We start from the raw sequence: 19,318 nt of genomic DNA, 5'->3' as shown, positions 1-19,318 counted from the left end.
TTGTTGTAGTGATGTGATGAAACCAATCGAAGCGTCTTCGTGCTGTACACCGCAAGACACGGCGGGACACGCGGCGCGAGCCATGCGCGATTCCGGATGCGGCTGCGCCCCGGTGGTCGAGGATACCAACACCCGCAAGCTGGTCGGCGTCGTCACCGAGCGCGACGTCTGTTGCGGCGTGGCCGCGGACGACGGGCGCGCCTCGGAGGTGCGCGTCGATAAGATCATGCACCCTGCGTCGGCGTGTTGTGGCGCGGATGAACCGGTTGTGGAAGCGCGCCGAAAACTCCATGAACATCGCGCGACGAGCTTGCCCGTGGTGGACGGCGCCGGGAACTGCTGCGGCACCGTCAGCGCCCACGCGTTGGAGTAGTCGTAAGGGTACGGGAGTCGGCCCATGAATGCTGCGCCGCCCTGCATCCTGACGATCAACGGCGGCTCGTCGAGCATCCGCTTCGCCGTGTATGAGGCCGGGGGGGAGCTGCGGCGTCAGCTCGATGGCAAGATCGATCGGATCGGTGTGAGCGGCACGAACCTCGTCGTCACCGACGTTGCCGGCACACCGCAGGTCTCCCGCCGCCTGGGCGCCGTCAGCCACCGTACCGTGGTGGGTGTGCTCCTCGACTGGCTCGAGGCGCAGCCACTGTTCGGGTCGGTCAAAGTCGTGGGCCACCGCGTCGTGCACGGCATGACGCATTCCGAACCGGAGAAGGTCACACCGAAGCTGCTCGCGGAACTGCACCGGATCACGCCGTACGCCCCCGAGCACCTGCCGCGCGAGATCGGGCTGATCGAGGCGTTCCGGTCGCGTTATCGAAAGCTGCCCCAGGTGGCGTGCTTCGACACGGCGTTTCACCGCAGCATGCCGCGGGTCGCCACGTTATTGCCGATCCCGCGGCGCCACGAAGCGAAAGGAGTTCAACGCTACGGTTTTCACGGCTTGTCCTATGCCTATCTGATGGAAGAACTCGCTCGCCTCGGTGACCCGGCGGCCAGGACTGGCCGCGTGATCCTCGCGCATCTTGGCAACGGCGCGAGCCTGGCTGCCGTGCGCAACGGCAAAAGCACTGACACGAGCATGGGCTTCACGCCCACGGCAGGATTGATGATGAGCACCCGCACGGGAGACCTGGATCCGGGCCTGGTGTACCACCTCGCACGCACCGAGCGCATGACCGCGGCGCGATTTCAGCGCATGGTGAACCATGAATCCGGACTGCTCGGCGTGTCCGAGACCAGCTCCGACCTGCGTGACTTGCTCGCGCGCGAGGCGCGTGACGTGCGGGCGCGGGAAGCGGTGGCGCTGTTTTGTTATCAGGCGAAGAAGTGGATCGGTTCGTTCGCCGCCGCGCTCGGTGGACTGGACACGCTGGTCTTTACCGCAGGCATCGGCGAGAACGCGCCGGTCATCCGGAAGCGGGTCTGCGACGGCCTCGACTTTTTCGGCATCGAGCTCGATCCGAAGCGCAATGCGAAGAATGCGCCGATGATTTCGCGGGCCGCCGGCCGCGTGAAGGTGCGGGTCATCCGCACCGACGAGGAGCTGATGATCGCGAGGTCCGTTATTCGCGTCCTCAAACTGGTCTCCACTCGGGAGAAGTGAACCATGAATAGCCGCACACTCACGCCGGAGCTGCTTTACCAAATGGACGCGTACTGGCGCGCCGCCAATTACCTGTCGGTCGGCCAGATCTACCTCTACGACAATCCGCTCCTGAAACGGGCACTGACGCTCGCGGATGTGAAGCACATGCTTCTGGGACACTGGGGCACGACCCCCGGGCAGAACTTCATCTACGTGCACTTGAACCGGATCATCAAGAAGTACGACCTCGACATGATTTACGTGTCCGGCCCTGGACACGGCGGCCCGGCTGTTGTCGCCAACACGTACCTCGAGGGCACGTACAGTGAGGTCTATCCCAACATCAGCCGGGACGAGGGCGGGCTTCGGAAGCTCTTTCTTCAGTTTTCCTTTCCCGGAGGCATTCCCAGCCACGCCTCCCCAGAGTGCCCGGGCTCGATTCATGAGGGCGGCGAGCTGGGTTATTCGCTCAGCCATGCGTTCGGTGCGGTATTCGACAATCCCGATCTCATCGTCGCCTGCGTCGTCGGCGACGGCGAGGCGGAGACGGCTCCGCTGGCCACCGCATGGCATTCCAACAAGTTCCTCGATCCGGTCACCGACGGCGCCGTGCTGCCAATCCTGCATCTCAACGGCTACAAGATTGCCAACCCGACTCTCCTCGCCCGCATCACCCGCGAGGAGTTGGATCAGTTACTCCGCGGGTACGGGTGGACGCCGTATTACGTCGAAGGCCACGAACCGATGCTGATGCACGAGGCCATGGCGGCGACGCTCGACACGGCCGTGGAGCACATCAAGACGATCCAGCGGGACGCCCGCGACAATGTCCACTCTGGGGGCAACTTCGTGCGTCCGCGCTGGCCGATGATCGTCCTCAATTCACCCAAGGGCTGGACGGGTCCGAAGACGGTCGATGGCCTGCAGGTTGAAGGCACGTTTCGTTCGCACCAGGTGCCGCTCTCGGACCCGGCCACCCATCCCGAACACCTCGCGCTGTTGGAAGAGTGGCTCAGGAGCTACCGGCCGGAGGAGCTCTTCGATGAGCAGGGCCGCCTGAAACCGGAGCTGGCCGAACTCGCGCCCACAGGCGATCGACGGATGGGCGCGAATCCCCACGCCAACGGCGGCATGCTGCTCCGCGACTTGCGAATGCCGGATTTCCGCGACTACGCCGCCGACGTGCCCTCGCCGGGCGTGCGCGGCATCGGTGACACGCGCGTGCTTGGACCATTCCTGCGCGACGTGGTGACGCTCAACAGCGAGCAGCGCAATTTCCGGGTCTTCGGCCCTGACGAGACGGTCTCCAACGGCCTGGGAGCGCTCTTTGAAGTGACCACACGCCAGTGGGACGCCGCGACCGCGCCGAACGACGAATTTCTCGCGCCCAGCGGGCGCGTGCTCGACTCAATGCTCAGCGAGCATCAGTGCGAGGGCTGGCTCGAAGGCTACCTGCTCACCGGGCGGCACGGACTCTTCAACTGCTACGAGGCGTTCATCCACATCATCGACTCGATGTTCAACCAGCATGCCAAGTGGCTGAAGGTCACGTTGCACCTGCCGTGGCGGCGCAAGATCGCCTCGTTGAATTACCTGCTGGCCTCGCACGTCTGGCGCCAGGATCACAACGGCTTCACGCACCAGGATCCCGGCTTCATCGACGTGGTCATGAACAAGAAAGCGGAGATCGTTCGGGTGTACCTGCCGCCGGATGCCAACTGCCTGCTCTCGGTGATGGACCATTGCCTGCGCAGCCGCCACTACGTCAACGTCGTGATCGCGGGCAAACACCCGGCGCCCCAGTGGCTGACGATGGACGCGGCCGTCAAGCATTGCATCGAGGGTGTCGGCATCTGGCCGTGGGCCGGCAACGACCAGGGCGTGGCGCCCGACGTGGTGATGGCCTGCTGTGGCGACGTGCCCACGCTGGAGACGCTCGCCGCCGTGTCGATCATGCGCGAGCATCTGCCCGACCTGAAGATCCGGGTCGTCAACGTCATCGATCTCATGAGGCTGCAGCCGCACACCGAGCACCCGCATGGGTTGAGCGACAGCGACTTCGACGCGCTCTTCACGAAGGACAAGCCAGTCATCTTCGCCTTCCATGGCTACCCGTGGTTGATTCACCGGCTGACCTACCGACGCACCAACCACGACAACATCCACGTTCGCGGGTACAAGGAAGAGGGGACCATCACCACGCCCTTCAACATGACGGTGCTGAACGATCTGGACCGCTTTCACCTCGTGATGGACACCATCGACCGCCTGCCGCAGACCGGCGAGAAAGGCAGCTCCCTGAAGCGGCAGCTCAAGGACAAGCTGATCGAGCACAAGCAGTACATCGAGACAAACGGCCAGGACCTGCCGGAGATTCGGAACTGGAAGTGGGGCACCCGCACATGAATGTCAGGGGGAACAACATGCTGAAGATTCTTATTGCCATCGATGGTTCTGAACATAGCCACGCAGCGGTGGACGCGACTGCCCAACAACACTATCCCGCAGGCAGCGAAGTGCGAGTGATCTCGGTGGTTCAACCGCCGTACATGCCGGATACGTTTTCCGGGGGAGGCGGAAATCCGGGCTTGTATATGCAGATCCAAGATACCGGGCGCGAGGTGGCGCGTGCCGCAGTCGACAAGGCGGCCGCCAGGCTCCGGACCGATGATGGCGGCCGGCACCTCACGGTGACGACGGACGTCCTCTCCGGCTCACCCAAGCAGGTGATCCTGGACGACGCCGAAGCGTTCGGTGCGGATTGGATCGTGATCGGCTCACACGGCCTGGGAACGATCGAACGCTTCCTGCTCGGCTCGGTGTCGCAGGCCGTGGCGCTCCACGCGAAGTGTTCGGTCGCGATTGTGCGCAGACCACCAACGCCGACGACCACTTGAAGACTGCGCGATGGTGAACGAGGTCACGCAGCGCCAGACCAACGCAATCCAGGAGAGCATCATGTCGATAGCCAATGTGACACAAGCAAGCGCCGTGGGTTTGCCACCAGTGTTGAGAACCGCCCAGGACGCGATCCACCTGCCGGAAGTGCAAGCGATGCTGCAGAAACTATCCGAGTACCAACTCGGCATCTTCATTCCGCACATGCATGACGAGCAGACGGGCGAATTCCAGCCGCTTCCTGCTGAAGTGATGCAGGTGGAATCAGGTTTGGCAGTGTCCTTCAAGCCCACGGCGGACATTCTCAATCAGGGCGATCGGTTCCTCCCGGTGGGATGGGTATGGCGCGCCGGTGCCGCGATGCCCGTGACCGCATGCGAAATGGTGTGGGACGAAGCACAGGACGGTGCGGTGCGCCAGGGCAAGCATTCGATGTCCAACGACGACTAGTGAGACGGGATGACGACTCGGCGCTCAGCTAGGCGAACGTTGGCTCTGCGAACGGCGCCGGCTACCGTGATCAGTAGACACCTGTTCGTCCTTCTGGCCTGCGTGTTCGTCGACATGATTGGCCTCGGTATTACGATGCCGGTGCTGCCGTTCTACGTCGAGCGGCTCGCACTGGCTGAAGGTGCGTCCAGCCAGCGTGTCGTAATTCACGTCGGCTTGCTGACCGGTGTCTACGCGCTGGGGCAGCTTCTGTTCGCGCCAGTGTGGGGACGCTGGTCCGATCGAATGGGAAGAAGACCGCTCATCCTGATCGGCATCGCCGGCTACGTAATCTCACAAGTCCTGTTCGGTCTGGCCACATCACTGTGGCTACTCTATGCAGCGCGCATTGTCGGCGGCATATTGTCGTCGGCGACACTGCCAGTCGCAGCCGCGTACATGGCCGACATGACCACTGATGCGGACCGCGGTCGGGGGATGGCGTGGTTGGGCACGGCCACGAGTCTCGGCTTTGTCGTAGGTCCGGCGCTTGGTGGCACGTTGTCTCGCACAGACATGCATCTCACGATGCGCTACGGCCACTTGATGCTCGATAGCTTCTCGGTCCCGTTCTTCGCAGCCGCCGCCCTGGGTCTGCTCGCGCTGTTCGCAGCATTGCGATGGTTACCGGAGTCGCATCCCATCGCGGCTAAGCGCGCCGCGGGAGCAGGAACGACGACCGACTGGCGAGGCCTGGTCCGATCGATCGCTCCGCTCCTCGGCCTGGCGCTGGTTGCGCAATTCGGGATCGCGCTCTTTGAGTCGACGTTCGCGCTCTATGCGCAGGCCAAGTTCAACTACGGTCCGGGCGAAGTCGGAGCCGTTTTCGTGGTGTGCGGGTTGGTAATGACCGTCTTCCAGGTCGGAGCCGCTGGCGTCCTTGCCGGGCGCATCGGTGAGATGCGATCAATCGGTGCCGGTCTGGGTCTAATGGGCACGAGCCTCGCGCTACTGGTCACAGCACGCGAGCCGTTTCCGATCTTTGCCCTTGTTGGGCTGCTCGCACTCGGCACCGCCATGGTTTCCCCAAACCTTACGGCAGTGATCTCGAAGCGCGGTGACAGCGGCCGCGTCGGTGCGGCGTTGGGCGTTCAGAATGCGGCGAACAGTCTCGGTCTGACGAGCGGACCGTTGGTGGGGAGCGCGCTGTTGATTTGGCAGATTAACGCCCCCTACGTGCTGACCGGGGGATTGTTGGTTACGGTCGCTCTACTCGTCAGCTGGCAGGCAAAGGATAGCCAGCATTTCTGAATTTGAGATGGAAATAGATCAGAAGACTCAGCATCGCCGCAAAGAAGCACCAGATCGAGAAGAAAGCTGCGGCATGAACGGCGTACGCTGCGATGAACGACAGCAATGACAGCACACCGAACAGCCTGACAAACCCGTGACTCGAAAACCAGCAACTGACGCAGGTCGCCGCGAGGTACACGACCATCACAGGAATCTGATAGAAATGCGGGGAGTCGTAGACGATGTGCTGGCCGACGACTTCGGCGACGAGCGGGCCGGCAACGAGGGAGTACAGCAGGTACAGCCCCACCGCCAGCCCGGCCGCCTCAAATGCGAACAGGGTTCGCTTCCGCCAGCGGACGGCTTCGAGGACGCCCATCGCGAAGGGCACGTACGCGGGCCACAGCACGTGCGAGAATCCGGAGTACACATACGTCATCGCCTGCTTGACGTGTGGCGCGTCATGCTCAAACGTCAGCCAGATCACGCCTTCCGTGAGTTGCTGTATTCCGAACAATAGCGGAATCGCCGCGAGGGGTTGCTCGGTTCTCGCTGCCGTGGTTCTGAGCGCCGCGATGCCGACTGCGGACAGTGATGCGCCAGCGATGAAACTGGCCGAGGCTGAAAAACACATGTTAGGCTTTCGCCCTCGCCACGCTCGTGCTCCAGGTGAAATGCTCGTAGACCCCGGTCCAGTACCAGCCAAACGTGAAGCCGAAGAACAGCTCTTCGGGCGGGATGCCGCCAACTAGAACCCCGCTCAACGCCGCCAGATTCCAGACTTGCTCAATGTAGCCGGGCGTGAACCACACCAGGCCCAGCATGAACAGCGCGTAGAGGACCAGGAACACGGTGCCACCGACGAGCCCCTTCACTTTCAGATCCGGGCGACAGACGCCGGAGACGATGCCCCCGATGGCCATGCAGAGAATGGCGGGATAGATGGGGTTCCAGGGCAGGAAATACAACGGCACAAACAAGACGAACGGCGCCCACAGGGCCACGGAATGGAACCGATGCAGCGACCGCGACCTTTCGGCGCCGCTCACCGGACCGAAGGGTCGCCTGGTGAGCGCGTTGTACATGACGGCTCCGATGCCACCGATGGCAAAGCAGAACATGAGGCTCTCGATGTCGAAGCCCGTGCGTTGCGCCAACTCGAACAGGCTCGGCGGATTCCAGTATTCCGGCACAAAGATGGGCTCGGTCAGGCCGCCCACCGCGGTCAGTAGACTGACGCGCCACATCACGAGTCGGAACTGCGGATTGGTCACATACAGCGCGAGCCAGGGAAGAAGAAACCCGCTCGACCATCCGAGCCACACATAGTGATATCTCATAGGCCTTCTTTGCCGCCTCGCCCCTGGTGGTACGACCTTAGAGCAGTCGTTGGATAACGCTCGCTGCCCGCTCGAGAATGCGCGGCAACCAGGAGCGTTGGCGGAAACCCAGCAGCGTAATCTCCTCCGCGTGCCTCAGGTCGTCGAGGAAGATCGTGTCCATCTGCTGCCCGATGTTCTCATCCAGAATCATCAACGTCGACTCGTCGTTGAGGGTCAGTGACCGGTTATCGAAGTTGATCGAGCCGATGGTGGCCCAGACGCCGTCCGCCACGAACGTCTTTGCGTGAAGCGTCGTCGGTTGCCACTCGTAGATGCGCACGCCGGCTTCCAGCAGCGGCGCATACTGAGCGCGACCCGCCAATCGGACGGTCCGCACGTCGGTGCGGGGACCGCCCGTCAGAACACGAACGTCCACAGCGCGTCGCGCCGCGTCGGCCAGAAGGCCGACGAAGTTGTCATCGGGTGCAAAGTAGGAATTCGTGATGTACAGAGTCTTCCTCGCGCCGGCGATGGTCATCGCGAAGAAACGCTCGGCGGAGGTACTCCCCAGGGTGGGCGTGGCGTAGAGAAGCCCGGCGAGCGCCCGGTCGCCGTCGCCGTCACCGACGGTTGCGCGCCCGCTGAACAGGGTACCTGTCGCTTCCGCCCACGCTGCTGCGAATGCAGCCTGGAGTTGCCGGACTGCCGGACCTTCGAATCGGACGTTGGTGTCCCGCCAACTGTCACTGGTGCGGCCATCGCCGAGCCATCTGTCATCGATGCTGAAACCGCCGGTCCATCCGATGTGCCCATCGACCACGATGCCACGGACATGGGATCGATTCTGCGCCATGTGCAGCGTCGACAGCCGTAGAGGGCGAAACGGTACGACAACGGCACCCGCCGCGCGAAGGGCGCTCTGGTGTTCGGATGGCATCCCTTGAAATCCGAAGGCATCGTAAAGCAGGAAGACCTGAACACCCGCCGCGGCGCGTTCCGCGAGAATCTGGCAGAGAGTGTCGGCGACTCGACCGTCCTGGCCGACATACAGTTGCAGCGTGATCGACTGGCGCGCCGAACGGAGATCGCCCCAGAGCCGCGAGAACGTGCCATTTCCATTGAGGGCAATCGCAACCTGGCTCGCGGGGAGGAGGGCAGCCCCCGTGAGCATGGCGACGCTGAGCGGGAACTGGGGCTCAGCGGGCGAGACGGGAGTGCTATCGGCCCCGACGCCGTGGACATGCCGTACGGAAGTACCGCGCGATACGTGCTGAACGCCGATCAGCGCGGCAAGTCCGAAGGCGCCCACGAGCGCCCACCGGCCAAGCCGCGCCAGCGCAGGGCGCACACGCGTCCGGACACTTGGGACGCTCCCCGAACACGGAGCAGCGGTGGCTCCCGTGTGTGGCGGTGATTGGCTCGGTGCCGGAGTTGCACCGCGCGCTCGTCGCTCGTCGGAATGTGGTACGAAAGTCACCGGCAACCAGCCATGACCGCCACATCACAATATGGACACTCGGACGTGGCGGTCACGGGCCTCCTGCGGCTTCCTTTACCGACGCGTCATCGTCATCTGGCCGTTAACAAACGACCCAGTGCAAGAATTCGAGCCGCTGTACGTGCCGGTCATCGTCATCCTCGTTCCATCGACGCGCGCCGTGCCGGTGGCTCGCGCCGTGCACCCGGACGACATCATGCTGGTCATCGGCATGTCCATCGTGAAGGCCATGTCGTCACCGGACATGGTGCCCGAGAAGACACCGGGCATCCGCCCCGCCATGCCGTCGAAGTTCATGGAGCCGGTGACCGTTGAGCCGTTCTGCGTCAGCGGCCAGGTCATCGTCCCCATGCCGGTCTGCCCCATCAGGTTCCCCGCCCCCATTGAGCTGCTTGAGTCAGATGCGCTTCCGGACCAGGTCCCGGTCATGACCGTCTGAGCCGTGGGACCCGTTGGCCCCACGGATGACGTGTTGCCACAGGCTGCCGCGATGCCTGCCAGTAGAACTGCGACTACTTGTTTCATTGTGGTGCCTCGTATTGACCGAAACCTGGCCCGGGCCATCAGTGCTTCATGTCGCCCATCTGCTTCATCATCGGGCACATCGCCATCGAGTCTTTCCCCTCCTGCATGTGTTCCATCATGTGGGGCATCATGCCCTGCTGCATCTTCATCATGCCGGCGTGCATGGCCCGGTTCTGCGCCACCATCTCGGTCACGACCGCGGCGGTCGCCGTCGTTTTCTCAGCGCCTGACGCGCTGTTCATCCTGGTGACGAGGTCAGTGAGCCGCAGGTCGGCGGCCTTCATGTCGGCCATCATTTTTCCGTGTTCGGCCATCATGGCGTGGTCTTTGGCCGCCATGCCCGAGGCCGGCTTCGCCTTGTCGGCCGCGGCATGCTGGGGATCATGTGCCTGAGCCGCAAGCGCGGGGGACGCCGAGATCACGACCGCTGCACAACCTGCCATGACCGCCGTGACGATGCTCTTCATTCTCATGTGTTCATTCCTCTCGAAATTGACGATTGACCCACCGAGGTCACCACCGACGCATGTAAACGTTGGCACCAGCCCAGATTGGACAAGCCGGTTCCGTAAACAGGGAAGTGTCGGCATGCGAAGGCTGCGCCGACCGCTCTCAGCGGGAAATGATGCAAGCTGATGTCCACGGCGCTACTGCGGACCGAGGGATTCGCCTGTATGAACAAGTTTTAATGCGCGGAGTTCCATGAGCCACAGTGTCTCTTTCCGCACAGGTCAGTTGTCTCGCCCACTGATACCGTTCAGTGTTGACCGCGTTGGAAGGGACCACGGCTGAGCATGTCTAATTCGAAGCAAGTCAGAGTTGCCGTGAACGGCTACGGAGTGATCGGCAAGCGGGTGGCGGACGCCGTCGAAAGCCAGGAGGACATGACGCTGGCCGGCGTGTCAGACGTCGTGACGGACTGGCGGGCTCGCATGGCGACCCGACATCACTTTCGTCTGTTCGGTGCCACCGGCGAACACGCAAACGCCATGCGTGCGGTCGGATTGGAAGTCGCTGGCACGTTGGACGACCTCTTGGGTCAGGCCGACATAGTCGTGGACTGCACCCCCAAGCACGTTGCCGCAAAGAATATCGAAGGTTATCGTCGGCGCCGGTTGAAGTTCATCGTCCAGGGCGGCGAGAAACACGAAGTGACCGGCCATTCCTTTGTTGCCGAGTCCAACTATGCCAGCGCCATCGATCGCGATGCGACCCGCGTGGTGTCGTGTAACACCACGTCAATTGTGCGAACACTGACCGCACTCAAGCGAGCGGGGTTGCTTCGGCGGGCCAGAGGTACTCTGCTCAGGCGCGCGGCTGATCCCTGGGAAAGTCACGACAGCGGGATCATGAACACGCTGGTACCAGAACCGGAGATCCCGAGCCACCAGGGCCCCGACGCGCAGAGCGTCGACCCGGATCTCGATGTAGTCACAATGGCGGTGAAGGTCCCGGAGACCTTGGGCCATCTGCACTACTGGTCGGTGCAGATGGCGCGTAACGCCAGCAAAGACGAGGTGCTCGACGCCTTTCGCACCTCATCTCGAATCGCGCTGATCCGCATCAGCGACGGCTTGGTGGCTCTCAACTCGGTAAAGGAACTCATGGCCGATCGAGGCCGGCCTCATGCCAACCTCTACGAAGTAGCACTGTGGGCCGACATGTTGCGGGTTCAGGGCGATGAACTGTTCTACGCGTATATGGTCGATAACCAGGCAATCGTCATCCCTGAGACGATCGACGCCATTCGAGCGTTGACGGGAGTCGAAAAAGATCCGCACGAGTCGATTGCCCGGACCAATGCGGCGCTCGGCATCGAGGCATCGCTCATGTAGCGAGGTCTCTGGCAATCGGCAGCGTTACGAGCGCAGTCGTGCCCGAGCCTGGAGTGCTGTTGATAGTCACGTTGCCCCCGTGGGCGTCGACAATGCGCTTGACGATTGCGAGGCCAAGGCCCGATCTTGCTTTTGACCCCTGCGCCTGTCCGTGCACGTGCCGATCGAACACGCGCGGCAATAACTCCTCTGATATACCAGCGCCGGTATCCGACACGGTGGCGACCACCATTCCATCGCGACCGGCTGCCTCAATTCGGATGCGTCCACCGGCAGGAGTGAACTCAACAGCGTTCTCACCAAGATTCAGCAGCAACTGGCGAAGCCGCACGGGGTTTCCCCAGACGCGGAGGCCTGGTTCGATAGCGGTCTCGCAGGCGACACCGTGAGCCTCCGCCAGCGCGCTGACCAACTCACCGGCCTCCTCGAATACCTCGCTTACGATAACTGGGCCGCCGCGAGCACCCGCTGAATCAGCGTCTGCCAGTGCCAGGTCTCGCAGGTCCTGAAGAGTGGCAGTGAGCGCATTGACCTCGTCAGACACCGCGTTCAGTGCCCTGGCGCGATCTTCTGGAGTGCCTTCTCGAGCAGACTCGATCGTGCCTTTCATGACCGTCAATGGCGTCTGCAACTGATGAGAAACGTCGGCAGTGAACTCGCGCATGGTCTTGAACGACGTTCCGAGGCGATCCAGCAGCTGGTTAATCGCTGACGTGAGGCGCTCGACCTCGGTATCCGGGGCGTGCGGATCGATGCGGCGAGAGAGGTCGGTTGCTTGAATGGATTCCAAAGACGTTGCAATTACATCAACGGGACGCAGGGCGCGCCTGGCGATGAGGAATCCACCAAAACTGGTGAGGGCGATGACGATTGGAATCAGCACAAGAGACGCAATCGTCACGACCTCCAGCATCATGCCGACGTCGCCGAGGGGTCTGCCAAGCTGGAGATATGTGTCCGATGGAGTTACCAACGGCACGCACGTAAATCGTACTGGCCCGCGTGCCAGATGGACGGTAAAGAATTGCTCTACGGTGAGGCCGCTGGTCGCCGCGTGCATCAACACCTCGTGGGCGCCAATCTCAGGTTCGGCCTTCGCCAGCCGCTCTGATCTGAAGACGACATTGCCGTGGGTGTCGCGCACCATCAGGTACGGTGCCACCGCCCCTTCCTGGTCGAGTGCCTGCAGCGCGGCAATTGGATCCGTGGTCGACGACACGCTGGCGAGAACCCGCTTGGCTTCTTCACGAAGATCGCCGTCATGATGACCATAAAGCGTACGTGCCAGCCAGGCGTACAGAAGTACCGCGAACAGGCTCAGCGCCGAGGCGATGACCAACACGTTCCACAGCGTCGTGCGGGCCTTAAGCGTCCTGATCATCAGCGTGTTCCGAAGAGCGCAACACGTAACCGACTCCGCGCACCGCATGAATCATTCGTGACTCGCCGGCGTCCTCCAGCTTGCGACGGAGGTGATTCACGTAGACGTCGATCACGTTGGTCATGCGATCCCACGTGAAGTCCCAGACGTGTTCGCCGATCATCGCCCTGGTGAGCACCTGACCGACGTTACGCATGAAGTATTCAAGAAGTGCAAACTCTTTCTGCGTCAAATCGATCTTCCGTTCGCCTCGATGCACGGAGCGGGACATTGGATCGAGCGACAGCTCGCCAACCGTGACACTCATTGTCGCAGCGGGACGTTGCCGGCGCAGCAACGCTCGCACGCGCGCGCTGAGCTCGGCGAATTCGAACGGCTTGGTCAGATAGTCGTCGGCGCCGCTGTCCAGACCCCGCACGCGGTCTTCGAGCACGCCGCGCGCCGACAACATCATGATCGGCGTGGTCACGTTGCGGCGGCGCAGCTCGCGACAGATTGCGAAACCGTCAACCTCCGGAAGCACCACGTCCAGGAGAATCAGCTCAAACGGATCAGCGAGCCCGGCCGCCAGGCCAGCACTGCCAGTATGCTCGACCCGGACCGACAGGTTCAGGTCGGACAGATGCTGGGAAATCAGCGTGGCGAGCCGCACCTCGTCTTCGACAACGAGTACGCGCGGCACCCGCTCCGCTGCGTCAACGCGCGCGTCCTGCACGGCGAGATCATTTCCGAGCGTTACCATCGGGTGTATTAATTGTTGTTCATAAAGCTACAAAACGGCCATTCGCGCCAGAGGCGGGTCGTACTTTGCACCGCTTGACGTGATGTGGGGGTATCTCGCTCTTTTCGGGTGGAGTTTTCTCGCGGCGACCGTTGCGCCGCTTGGCTCAGAACCAGCCGTGGTCGTCCTGATTCGGCAGGAATATGCCTTCATCGCGGTGGTCAGTGTGGCGACGGCCGGCAATTATCTTGGCGCGTGCACGACTTACTGGATCGGACGGGCCGCAGCGACGCGTCTGCGAACCACCGGACGTGATCCGGTCCGTCAGCGCCCGGCGCGCCTGATCGCGACGTACGGAGCGCCGGCATTGTTGCTCTCGTGGGTGCCCATCATCGGTGACGCAATCGTCGCCGCGGCCGGTGTTGCTCAGATCCCATTCGTTCGATTCTCCTGGTGGACCGTCGTTGGGAAACTGCTGCGATACCTCGTCGTGGCGTGGGGTGCGGCTGCATGGTAGACCGCAGTCATCACGAGTTCAGACCAGGCGCGCAAACCGAACGCCACACGCCTGAAAGCCACGCCGGCCAACGATCCTAGAACTGGATGACGAGGCCCCCGCCGATGCGCGAATAGTTGAGTTTGTTACTCCGCAGCGTCACTCCCTGAATGATGACTTCCCGGAACGAGTGGAAGTAGCGCAGGTCGCCGCGCACACCGAAGCGGTCGCCGAGCAACGCGAACACGCCGCCACCGATCGCATAGCCAAGGACGGTATCATGCGTGGTGAGCACGCTCGGGGTGCTCAGCTCGAAATGCGCCTGCATGATGCCGGCCCCCGCGAGCACGTAGGGGCGCACTGGCCCGGCCCTCGGCCCGAGCATCACGTTTCCCATCCCGGTCAGCACGCTCGAGGACAACCCTGTCGCCTCACCGAAGAACGTGGGCGAGGACGCCAACTCGGCTTCGATGCCGAAAATCGTGGCGAATTTACCGCCCGCGATGCTGACGTTTTTCTGGTCGTTCGTGCAGTCTCGCAGCCCGGGGCAACCCGAGACGCCGCCGAAGTTGAGGCCGAGCATGGGGCTGAGGTAGCCCTGGGCCCGCGCCGGCGCCGTGGTCGCGACGATGAGGACGACCGCAAGAACGACCTGTCGCAATTGTGTGTTCATGTCTATCTCGGCTGCGAACGTGCGGGTTCCCGGTCCGCTCCGGACGATTGCGCTCGAATGCCGGGAACGGTCGAAGATGCCATCAGGCCGGTGGCGCTACCGCTACCAAGGCATTCCGCAGTGTCATGCCGCCGATGATACCCCGGCGAGCCGCGGACGCTAGACCGGGCAGTTCGTTAACGACTTTTAATCCTGGCCGCAGGTCAGGCGACGTACCGTCTAAGGCGGCCCGCCGATTTCTGGCCTGTAGATTCGTGAGCTGAGCTCCCACCATGAAGTCGATCATTCGCGCTGCCGCCCTTCTCGTGATTGTCGCCGCCATCATCGCCACCGCCATCGGGTACTCGATCCTCAGCCGGGGCCTGAGCACGCGCACCGAACCCAGTCAGGCCGAAGTGCTCCTTGCGCGGACCATGCGACAACTCGCGACCCCCGCCGCAGTTCGAACGCAGAAGAACCCAGTCGAACCCACGCCCGACGTACTCGCCGACGGCCTGAGCCATTTCGCGGATCACTGCGCCAGTTGCCACGCCAACGACGGGAGTGGACAAACCGCCCTCGGCCAGAACCTGTTTCCGAAGGCGCCAGATATGCGCGAGTCCGACACCCAGTCACTGTCCGACGGTGAGCTGTTTGCCATCATCGAGAACGGCATTCGTTTGACGGGCATGCCGGCGTGGAGCGACGGCACGCCCGCAAGCGCCGCCGGCAGTTGGGGCCTGGTCCATTTCATCCGGCGCCTGCCGAGTCTGACCCCCGATGAGTTGACGCGCATGGAGACGCTGAATCCAAAGAGCCCGGAGCAGTTCAGGCAGGAAGAAGAGATGCGGCGATTCCTGGAGGGCGAGTCTGATGCGCCGCCAGCGCCGGCGGCGACGACCCCAGCGAAACCGCACCATCAATAGAACCAGGGAGCGACTGGTCGGCGAGGGCGGTGAAGTAGCTCGAGCGAGATGAGCTGGCGGACTTGCACGGTCGCGGGTCCGCCAGCGAGTGGTGAGGGCTACGGGATCTCGATGGTCTTGCGGTCGGCAATCTTGAACGCGAACGTCACGGAGTGAACCGTGGCATCCCCTTTCTTCCTGAACGTCAGCGTCGCTTCGTAATCCCCCGCGGCCGTAAAGATGTGCTGGGTGGCGACCAGGCCCGCATCGCGCGCCGTCATACGGCCGGTGAAGGGACCATGAATCTTGCCGTCGCGCTTCACGGTCGCCTTGATCTCTTCGAGGTCGGTGAAGGGCGTCTTGTCCTGCGCGGTAAAGCGCCACCGCAGGAACTGCATCTCGCCGGTCAGTGCCGGTTCCGGTTCGGCGCCGAACACCACGTTGAGGCCAGCGACTTCTTTGCGTTCGTGGGCGGCCACGGTGGCACACATCGCGGCGACGGCCAGTGCGAGGGTCAAACCGAGCGAGCGGGCAACGTTCATTAGTTCCTCCTGAAGGATGTCACGACAACCGCGCGGAGCGTAGCACAGTCGCCCAGTCACAGCTCGACCGTGGCGACTGCGGGGGCTTGGTTAACGACTTTTAATCGACACCCGCCGGTGCCAGACATACCGTGTAAAGAGGTATGCCACAGTACTCGCGTCGTACGTTCGTCAAAGGGCTCGCGCTCAGCGGAACCGCGCTCGGTTTCGGCGGCTTTCAAGTGTCTCCTGGATATGCACAAGCAGACGCCCGCCAGGCTCCGGGCGTCTTGGCAGGGACGCAGTTCGACCTGCGCATCGCCGAGATGCCGCTCAACATCACCGGGAAGACCAGGACCGCGCTGGCCATCAATGGGTCGGTTCCCGCTCCGACGCTGCGCTGGAAAGAAGGCGACACCGTTCACTTGCGGGTTGCCAACGAGTTGGAGGAAGACACCTCGATTCATTGGCACGGGATCATCTTGCCTGCCAACATGGACGGCGTGCCTGGCCTGAGCTTTCACGGCATCAGGCCGCACGGCACCTACGACTATCGCTTCACCGTCAACCAGAACGGCACCTACTGGTATCACAGCCATTCAGGCTTTCAGGAGCAACAAGGCGTTTACGGGGCCTTGATCGTGGAGGCGAAGGAGCGTGAGCCGTTCACCTACGATCGCGAACACGTGGTGTTGCTCAGCGACTGGACCGACGAAGACCCCAAGCGTGTCTTCGGCAAGCTGAAGAAACAATCCGACTACTACAACTTCCACAAACGCACGATCGGCGACTTCTTCCGAGACGTTCGTGAGCGTGGGCTGGGTTCGACCCTGGATGATCGGTTGATGTGGGGCGACATGCGAATGAACCCCACGGACCTGGCAGATGTATCGGGTGCCACCTACACCTATCTGATGAACGGCGTGGCGCCGGCCGGAGGCTGGACCGGGTTGTTCAAGCCCGGAGAGAAAGTCCGGCTCCGCTTCATCAACGGTTCCGCAATGTCCTATTTCGACGTGCGGATTCCCGGACTCAAGATGACGGTGGTCGCGGCCGATGGCCAGTACGTCGAGCCCGTCTCGGTGGACGAGTTCCGCATTGCGACCGCGGAAACCTATGACGTGATCGTCGAGCCGACGGGGCAAGACGCGTTCACCATTTTCGCGCAAGCTATGGATCGCACCGGCTTCGCAGCTGGAACGCTCGCGGTCCGTGACGGTTTGCGCGCGCCGGTGCCTGAACCCGATCCGCGGCCGTTGCTCACGATGGACGACATGGGCCACGGCGGTATGGGCCACGACATGGGGGCGATGAGCGAGTCGAAGCCGGCCTCGCCCGCCGCGACCGACCCACATGCGGGACACGTCATGCCGTCCCCACCACCCGCGGCCCCCGACACGCATGCCGGACACACGATGCCGGCGAAGCCGGAGGCACCCGCCGATCCGCACGCCGGCCACAAGATGCCGCCCCAGCCGCCGGCGGATCCGCACGCGGGACACAACATGGCGGCGATGGGATCGATGCAATCGCATCCGTCATCAGAAGACGGCAATCCACTGGTCGACATGCAGACGATGTCGCCAATGGCGAAGCTTGATGATCCGGGCATTGGCCTGCGCAACAACGGCCGCAAGGTGCTGACCTATGCGGATCTCAAGAGCACGTTTGCTGACCCCGACGGCCGCGAACCTAGCCGGACCATCGAGTTGCACCTCACCGGGCACATGGAACGGTTCGCCTGGTCGTTCGATGGCATCAAGTTCTCGTCGGCTGAGCCTCTGCGCCTGACCTACGGCGAGCGCCTTCGCATTGTGCTCGTCAACGACACGATGATGAGTCATCCGATCCATCTGCACGGCATGTGGAGCGATCTTGAGGACGAGCAAGGGCAATTCCAGGTTCGCAAACATACGATCGATATGCCCCCCGGCACCCGGCGCGCGTATCGCGTGCGCGCTGATGCATTGGGTCGCTGGGCGTTTCACTGCCATTTGCTGTTCCATATGGAATCAGGCATGTTCCGGGAAGTGCGGGTCGAAGAATGATCCGCACCGGTCTCCTGTTGCTTCTGATCGTCTGCTCGGCTCGAGCTGCCTCTGCCCAAGAGACGCCGCCTGACCCTCATGCCGGCCATGTCATGCCGCCCGCAGCGCCTGCTCAAAACGTATCGGGCGAGCCTGCGACTCCTATTCCACCGGTTACAGATGAGGATCGCGCCGCCGCCTTTCCGCAAGACCTCCACGGCCACACCGTTCATGACCGCGCCATCAACTACTCGGTCCTGTTCGACCAACTGGAATGGCAAGTGTCAGGCGACACCAAGGGCGGCATCTGGGACATCAAGTCGTGGGTCGGTGGCGATGTGAATCGAGTCTGGATTCATTCCGAAGGCGCCTCCGAGGGTTCCAGCCTTGAAGAGGCCGAAGTTCACCTCACTTACGGCCACTCGTTCTCCAGGTGGTGGGATGTGGTGGCCGGGGTGCGACAGGATTTTCGCCCAGGCCCTGGTCAGACCTGGGCGACGGTCGGCATTCAGGGGCTCGCGCCGCAGTGGTTCGAAATACAGGCGACGCTCTACGTCGGCGAATCAGCAGCGACGATGGCCCGGTTCGAAGCCGAGTACGAGATGCTGATCACCAACCGCCTGGTGTTGCAGCCGCTGGTCGAGCTGACGTTCTACGGTAAATCCATTCCGGAACGAGGTCTCGGGGCGGGACTCAGTGCGGTGGAAACCGGGCTCCGGTTGCGCTACGAGGTGCGACGCGAGTTCGCTCCGTACCTCGGCGCAGTCTGGCACCGTGAGTTCGGCGGCACCGCCGATTTCTCCACCGAAGCCGGCCACGATATCGGCGGGTGGCGTTTGGTGGCCGGCGTGCGAACGTGGTTCTAGGGTTGGCGGTTAAAGGAGCAACGATGACGAGACGATTGATGTTGGCAACGATGGCTTTAGCTGTGATGACAATGGCCTTGGGCGGCGTAACGATGGCGCATCCTGGCCACGAGCACAAGATCATGGGCACGGTGACAATGGCGGCCGCGGATCACGTCATGCTCAAGAGCCCGGATGGCAAGGACGCCACCGTCGGCATCAACAAAGACACCAAGTTCCTTCGTGCCAAGAAGGCCATGAAGGCCTCCGACGTCAAAGTCGGCATGAGGATAGTAGTGACGGCAGTGACCGACGACAACGACGACAAGTCGATCGCCAAGGTCATCGAGCTCGGCGCGGATCCCGCAACCAAGTAGCGACTGAG

Annotated in this window: 21 protein-coding genes; 13 read left to right on the top strand and 8 right to left on the bottom strand. The window is 62.6% G+C overall.

All coding sequences use genetic code 11. The annotated features are described in order from the left end of the window. The first annotated feature begins 16 nt into the window (after positions 1-16). The 6 genes from Q8T13_20290 (at position 17) to Q8T13_20265 (ending at position 6,223) form a co-directional block, all read left to right on the top strand. On the top strand, positions 17-373 hold the full coding sequence (locus Q8T13_20290) for a CBS domain-containing protein (protein MDP3720108.1): 357 nt from the start codon (positions 17-19) through the stop codon (positions 371-373). Positions 374-397: 24 nt separating this feature from the next. Beyond that, positions 398-1,603, top strand: coding sequence for an acetate/propionate family kinase (locus Q8T13_20285; protein MDP3720107.1), 1,206 nt, complete (start codon positions 398-400; stop codon positions 1,601-1,603). 3 nt (positions 1,604-1,606) lie between these two features. Further along, positions 1,607-3,991: a phosphoketolase family protein gene (locus tag Q8T13_20280; GenBank protein MDP3720106.1), complete on the top strand. Its 2,385-nt coding sequence runs from the start codon at positions 1,607-1,609 to the stop codon at positions 3,989-3,991. A 17-nt stretch (positions 3,992-4,008) separates the two neighbouring features. Continuing rightward, complete coding sequence (locus Q8T13_20275) at positions 4,009-4,482, top strand: universal stress protein (protein MDP3720105.1); 474 nt, start codon at positions 4,009-4,011, stop codon at positions 4,480-4,482. A gap of 10 nt (positions 4,483-4,492) precedes the next feature. After that, entirely contained in the window at positions 4,493-4,933 is a 441-nt protein-coding gene (locus Q8T13_20270; protein MDP3720104.1) for a hypothetical protein, read from the top strand. Positions 4,934-4,999: 66 nt separating this feature from the next. Continuing rightward, a complete protein-coding gene (locus Q8T13_20265) occupies positions 5,000-6,223 on the top strand; it encodes an MFS transporter (protein MDP3720103.1) in 1,224 nt (407 codons plus the stop codon). On the opposite strand, the gene Q8T13_20260 is transcribed toward Q8T13_20265, so the two are convergent. Genes Q8T13_20260 through Q8T13_20250 form a run of 3 tightly spaced genes read right to left on the bottom strand, consistent with a single transcriptional unit; the run spans position 6,189 to position 8,875 of the window. After that, a complete protein-coding gene (locus Q8T13_20260; protein MDP3720102.1) occupies positions 6,189-6,839 on the bottom strand; it encodes a hypothetical protein in 651 nt (216 codons plus the stop codon). The two genes, Q8T13_20265 and Q8T13_20260, sit on opposite strands and share 35 nt — an antisense overlap. Position 6,840: 1 nt before the next feature. Continuing rightward, positions 6,841-7,545, bottom strand: coding sequence for a lycopene cyclase domain-containing protein (locus Q8T13_20255; protein ID MDP3720101.1), 705 nt, complete (start codon positions 7,543-7,545; stop codon positions 6,841-6,843). A 37-nt stretch (positions 7,546-7,582) separates the two neighbouring features. Next, complete coding sequence (locus tag Q8T13_20250) at positions 7,583-8,875, bottom strand: phospholipase D-like domain-containing protein (protein MDP3720100.1); 1,293 nt, start codon at positions 8,873-8,875, stop codon at positions 7,583-7,585. A gap of 247 nt (positions 8,876-9,122) precedes the next feature. On the opposite strand from Q8T13_20250, the gene Q8T13_20245 reads away from it, so the two are divergent. Beyond that, on the top strand, positions 9,123-9,464 hold the full coding sequence (locus Q8T13_20245; GenBank protein MDP3720099.1) for a hypothetical protein: 342 nt from the start codon (positions 9,123-9,125) through the stop codon (positions 9,462-9,464). A gap of 124 nt (positions 9,465-9,588) precedes the next feature. Here the strand turns inward: Q8T13_20245 and Q8T13_20240 are convergent, their stop codons facing one another. Then, the gene (locus Q8T13_20240) at positions 9,589-10,023 is read right to left on the bottom strand and encodes a hypothetical protein (GenBank protein MDP3720098.1); all 435 of its coding nucleotides are present in this window, start codon (positions 10,021-10,023) and stop codon (positions 9,589-9,591) included. Between the two features lie 321 nt (positions 10,024-10,344). Here Q8T13_20240 and Q8T13_20235 point away from each other — a divergent pair, with 321 nt between their 5' ends. Then, on the top strand, positions 10,345-11,385 hold the full coding sequence (locus Q8T13_20235) for a type II glyceraldehyde-3-phosphate dehydrogenase (GenBank protein ID MDP3720097.1): 1,041 nt from the start codon (positions 10,345-10,347) through the stop codon (positions 11,383-11,385). On the opposite strand, the gene Q8T13_20230 is transcribed toward Q8T13_20235, so the two are convergent. Together Q8T13_20230 and Q8T13_20225 are read right to left on the bottom strand one after the other, a co-directional pair. Beyond that, positions 11,378-12,766 carry a HAMP domain-containing sensor histidine kinase gene (locus tag Q8T13_20230; GenBank protein ID MDP3720096.1) on the bottom strand — a complete coding sequence of 463 codons (1,389 nt, stop codon included), beginning with the start codon at positions 12,764-12,766 and terminating at the stop codon, positions 11,378-11,380. The two genes, Q8T13_20235 and Q8T13_20230, sit on opposite strands and share 8 nt — an antisense overlap. After that, a complete protein-coding gene (locus Q8T13_20225; protein MDP3720095.1) occupies positions 12,750-13,508 on the bottom strand; it encodes a response regulator transcription factor in 759 nt (252 codons plus the stop codon). Before Q8T13_20225 ends, Q8T13_20230 begins: the two co-directional genes overlap by 17 nt. Before the next feature lie 157 nt (positions 13,509-13,665). Between Q8T13_20225 and Q8T13_20220 the strand changes: the two genes are divergently transcribed. Continuing rightward, entirely contained in the window at positions 13,666-14,004 is a 339-nt protein-coding gene (locus Q8T13_20220) for a VTT domain-containing protein (GenBank protein ID MDP3720094.1), read from the top strand. A gap of 76 nt (positions 14,005-14,080) precedes the next feature. Here Q8T13_20220 and Q8T13_20215 read toward each other — a convergent pair whose 3' ends face one another. Further along, on the bottom strand, positions 14,081-14,656 hold the full coding sequence (locus Q8T13_20215) for an outer membrane beta-barrel protein (protein MDP3720093.1): 576 nt from the start codon (positions 14,654-14,656) through the stop codon (positions 14,081-14,083). Between the two features lie 272 nt (positions 14,657-14,928). On the opposite strand from Q8T13_20215, the gene Q8T13_20210 reads away from it, so the two are divergent. Beyond that, positions 14,929-15,561 (top strand): c-type cytochrome, encoded by a 633-nt coding sequence (locus Q8T13_20210; protein ID MDP3720092.1) that lies wholly within the window; start codon positions 14,929-14,931, stop codon positions 15,559-15,561. Between the two features lie 98 nt (positions 15,562-15,659). On the opposite strand, the gene Q8T13_20205 is transcribed toward Q8T13_20210, so the two are convergent. Then, entirely contained in the window at positions 15,660-16,082 is a 423-nt protein-coding gene (locus tag Q8T13_20205) for a hypothetical protein (protein ID MDP3720091.1), read from the bottom strand. Positions 16,083-16,225: 143 nt separating this feature from the next. On the opposite strand from Q8T13_20205, the gene Q8T13_20200 reads away from it, so the two are divergent. From Q8T13_20200 to Q8T13_20190, 3 genes are all read left to right on the top strand, one after another. Continuing rightward, positions 16,226-18,109, top strand: coding sequence for a copper resistance system multicopper oxidase (locus Q8T13_20200; protein ID MDP3720090.1), 1,884 nt, complete (start codon positions 16,226-16,228; stop codon positions 18,107-18,109). After that, on the top strand, positions 18,106-18,954 hold the full coding sequence (locus tag Q8T13_20195; protein MDP3720089.1) for a copper resistance protein B: 849 nt from the start codon (positions 18,106-18,108) through the stop codon (positions 18,952-18,954). Before Q8T13_20200 ends, Q8T13_20195 begins: the two co-directional genes overlap by 4 nt. 65 nt (positions 18,955-19,019) lie before the next feature. Beyond that, the gene (locus Q8T13_20190) at positions 19,020-19,310 is read left to right on the top strand and encodes a hypothetical protein (GenBank protein ID MDP3720088.1); all 291 of its coding nucleotides are present in this window, start codon (positions 19,020-19,022) and stop codon (positions 19,308-19,310) included. Positions 19,311-19,318: the final 8 nt, after the last annotated feature.

The sequence above is a fragment of the Acidobacteriota bacterium genome, from assembly GCA_030697165.1.
In the GTDB taxonomy this organism is placed as follows: domain Bacteria; phylum Acidobacteriota; class Vicinamibacteria; order Vicinamibacterales; family UBA2999; genus 12-FULL-67-14b.
This window is presented reverse-complemented; position numbering and strand designations above follow the sequence as displayed.